Origin of the sequence: Affinirhizobium helianthi, from assembly GCF_042680945.1 — a bacterium.
In the GTDB taxonomy this organism is placed as follows: Bacteria; Pseudomonadota; Alphaproteobacteria; order Rhizobiales; family Rhizobiaceae; genus Neorhizobium; species Neorhizobium helianthi.
Genome location: NZ_JBHUEQ010000046.1, coordinates 1 through 1230, shown reverse-complemented (window position 1 = coordinate 1230; position 1230 = coordinate 1). Strand labels below are relative to the sequence as shown.

At 61.0% G+C, this 1230-nt stretch carries 1 protein-coding gene; it reads left to right on the top strand.

The features are described 5' to 3' along the window. Positions 1 to 1230: type VI secretion system tip protein TssI/VgrG (gene tssI / locus ACFSE1_RS19410; RefSeq protein ID WP_377405308.1), on the top strand; the 1230-nt coding region annotated here is incomplete at both ends.

Here is a 1230-nt window from a genome sequence, read left to right as displayed (position 1 = left end):
ACTCATCCAGATGCCGGATGCGATCAAGCGGGAACTGTACGAGTATCCATCCCGCATCTCTTCCGTTGCAGAGGCAGAGCGTGCGCAAAAGCTCAGGGTACAGGCAACCGAAGCAGACCATGAGCGTGTGCATGGTGGCTCCACTTCCCGCATTCTGGAAGCAGGCCGCAGGTTCACCCCTTACGAAGTCGCACATCCCGATCATCAATACGAAGAGCATGTGATTGTCTCGATCCGCCATGAGGTGGTGGATCGCTCCTATGAGACCTCCACCGATACACCGGAATACGAGAACACGTTTGAGGCCCTGCCCTCCCGTGTTCCTCTCACCCCGCATCGCGAAACGAAGCGACCACGCATCGAAGGCACGCAGGTGGCCATAGTTGCAGGCCCGGAAGGCGAAGAGATCCACCCGGATCAATACGGCCGCATCAAGCTGTGGTTTCCATGGGACCGCAAGGCCAAGAAAGACGGCTCAGACACCTGCTGGGTGCGCGTGGCGCAAAGCTGGGGCGGCGGCACCTGGGGTGCGCAGGTGATCCCGCGCATCGGCATGGAGGTCATGGTTGCCTTTGTCGATGGCGATCCAGACCGCCCGCTCGTCATCGGCGTCGTGCCAAACCCTGCAAACGCTGTACCGTATGATTTGCCGGCCAACAAGACGCGCATGGTTCTGCGCTCCAACACCCATAAAGGCCAAGGCTTCAACGAGATCAGTTTTGAGGACGAAGCGGGCAAGGAGAACCAGTTCTTCCACGCGCAGAAGGATCAAACGACACGCGTGTTGAATGACCGCACCAAACGGATCGACCGGCATGAAGTGGCCTCTATCGGCGGCAACCGGGCGGTGGAAGTCTCCGGCAACCAGAAGCACGAGATCGGTGGATCGGTAAACACGGTGGTTGGCGGTACGGGACCAATGGCCATGATGGCCATGGCAGGCGTTCAGGCGCTATCTGGCCAGACGGCAGGACTGCTCAGTCAGGCGGCGCAGATCGCGGGTGGTGGCGGACCAGGTGTTGCAGCCTTTGCAACCACTCTTGCGTCATCCGCACTCGGCTTCCTTGGTGCGGGTGGCCTCTCAGCCCGCGAAGGCGTCGTGGCGGGTTCGAGTCCGAGAGCCGATGCAGGCACGGCGCTTGCTAGTTCCGGTTCCGGCGTCGGCCAAGCCGCCTCATCCCTCTTCCCCCTCCCCGGCATCATGAACACCGTTGTCGGCGCGTTTCAATC